This is a genomic window from Mesorhizobium sp. PL10, from assembly GCF_053714315.1.
The window spans coordinates 1-2,708 of record NZ_JBSKBR010000101.1 but is presented as its reverse complement, the minus strand read 5'-3'; the positions used below and the strand labels follow the sequence as shown (position 1 = coordinate 2,708).

General features: G+C 56.5%; 1 protein-coding gene. It reads left to right on the top strand.

Annotated features, from left to right (window positions below; translation table 11 throughout):
* Positions 1-399: 399 nt before the first annotated feature.
* Entirely contained in the window at positions 400-2,211 is a 1,812-nt protein-coding gene (locus ACWGTO_RS33040) for an HrpF/NolX family T3SS translocon protein (RefSeq protein ID WP_454578891.1), read from the top strand.
* Positions 2,212-2,708 lie beyond the last annotated feature (497 nt).

The following is a 2,708-nucleotide window of genomic DNA, read 5'->3' as shown; positions in this document are numbered from 1 at the left end:
CGTCCGCATAACGGCGAGTGCGGCGAAAACCGCCGACGCAACGCCGAAATCAATCAGCCATCCACCCAGGCAAGGGGCAAAAACCTTGTCATAGTGTCAGATTCGGCCAACCGCGCCCGTTTGTCCGCCTTGCTGTCCAAAAACTGCGGTAAATCGATCTGTCCTCCTGAATGAATTCTTTTTTTGTTCGTCAGGTTCTCGAAAGCAGAACCGGTCATGACGAGATTCAGGATCCAACAATCGCCGGCCGGACCTTGAAGCCAATAACGAGCGCAGCAAGTTACGGTGCAGCCATGGGTGGGGCAGAATTGGCCTGCCGACGTTCATAATTGTCAACGTCCATGAATACATTTGGAGTCGCCCCTGTGGCGGATGCAACTTCACGTCTGAGGAGACACAATGCCAATCAATAACGCCAGCAACGTTTTCTCGCAGTCCGCACAGGCTTGGTCGGGGCCGATATCCGCGTTCGACAAGACTCAGCAAAACGTATCCCCCTTTGATGCGATGCTGCCCATTTACCTGCTCGAAGATAGGACCGGTCCCTTAGGGCTCCGGGACCCGCTGCCGCAGAATCTCGCATCGACGATGGAAGCATTGTCCCGGCAGTCTTCGGAATCGCTGTCGGATGTCGGGTCGTCGTTGGAGGAATTGGCCCGGCACCCATTGGACCTGCTGCCGCCAAATATGAGGGCAGCAATTGAATCGATGGATCAGGACCCGCAGCCATCTGCGATCGCCAACCCTTCGGTTGCCCCGGTGCCCATAAAAAGCGAGAGAATCACGTGGAACGGCGGCTCGCTGACCCCAGCCGAGTTGCAGATCGTAGCAGTGCTGAACCGCCACAAGGAACAATGCCCGCTTAGTTGGGAATCGTTGGCGGGCAAAGCCGACGATCCCTCTACGCCACCGGATTTGAAAGCGGCGATCGAGAGATTGCAGCAGGATCCAGAGCTGTTTTATGCGATCGGCTCGCAGGGCGATGGTCGCTGCGGCGGCAAGATCACGGCGAAGGATTTGTCCGGATTCTCCGGCCATCACTCACAAGTTGCCGCATTTCAGGACAAGGAGGCCCAAAGCTACGGGCAGAACTACATTCCATCCGACAGCACTGGAAATCCGCAGCCGTCGGTCATGACCCGGAGCGATGCATTACGCGAGCTTTACCGGTATTCCGAAAACCTTCCCAAGAACCTGAGTGTGGCTGATTTCAAGCAGATCGTTGAAGGCGAAGCGAAAACCGGCAAATGTCCGCCTCAGGTTATAGCGGCGGCACAGTACTTCGTCAGTCGCCCGAATGAATGGAAGCAGTTGTACGGTGGTGCGATCGACAAGGTCCACAAAGAGGACTTTCTTCAAGTCGCTTCTTCCTCGATGGGCCTCACGCGCACCGAGCTGGATACAATTGAAACGATCAAGAGCAATCAGGACACCTTCTTTGGAAGCGGTGATCTGACTCGTGACAAGCTCGCGAGTATGGCAAAAGACAAGAGCCTCAATCCCATCGTACAGAATGCAGCCTCTCAACTGCTCTCAGATCCTCTATTATTCAGCCTGCTAAACAATTCGATTACGGGCTATAAGACCCACAATAAGTTCTTCGACTTCGGCGGCGGACACACAGTCGATTCCGGTGACGTCAGCAAAAAAGACTTTGCTCACTTCTACGACAGCATGTCGTCTGCGAACCGCACCGTTCAGCAGTCAAAGACCCACGTCCCCAAAACCGCTGCGGAACAGGACGCCGCCTCGGACATGATGATGGGCCGGACGGACCAGCCTGACACCAAGTCACCGAAGAAAAACGGTGGGGCCTTCATCCACGCCGTCGGCGACGTACTCAAGGTGGTCTCGCCAGTGCTTGATTGGGCCGCGACGGCAGTGGGTTTATTGAGCTTCGTTCCAGGCCTGGGCCAAGTGGCCGATGCCGTTTCAATGGCGCTTTCGTGCGAGGCGCAGGCGGCAAATCTTCTCCGCACAGCCATTACCGGAGGCAATATGAAACAGGCGCTGCAAGAAGCTGGCATCAGTATCGGAGCGCAAGCGCTTAGCCTTGTCGCGGGGCCCGAGGTCAAGCTGGCAATTCGCAACGGGCTCGTCAAGAAAGCGATGGAAGAGGCCGCCACGGCTGGGGTCAATCTGCCGATTTCCATGGCGCAAACCTATGCAGAAGGCTATTTGAACAACCTGCAAGCACGTCTTGCGGCCTGAACCGGCTGTCCCTGTGCGTCGGCAAGATTGTCTATGGTAACGAATCCATCCAGTTTCCGGATCGGAACGAGGAACTGCTCGATCAAGGAGGAACGGACGCCGTACGGCAGTATCATTGCGCATAGCGCGATGATACTGATGAGGTGCAGTGCCAATCAGGAGTGGGTGCCTCCGTGCCATTGGCACGTACCTGCGCAACACCCGCCGCAGTCGATGCGACGGGCCAAGACGAGGCCGCCTGGTCATTGAACCGATCGCGGACGCCGTCTTCTTGTGCTCGCAGATGATCATATTGAGGTAGCGTCTCGCTTGGGCCAGTTCTCGTAGAGTTCCTCCCGCCAATGGGCAACCCCCGGCAGCTCTGCGGTATGGGGAAGATGCGGACGACCATTGCAGTCCACGACTTACCGTAGCCATCCGGTGAGGTCTTCGCCGGCTTTCTATTACCCACATCGTCGGCGTGTTCCGATGGATATGCCGAAGGCGATGTCATTGAG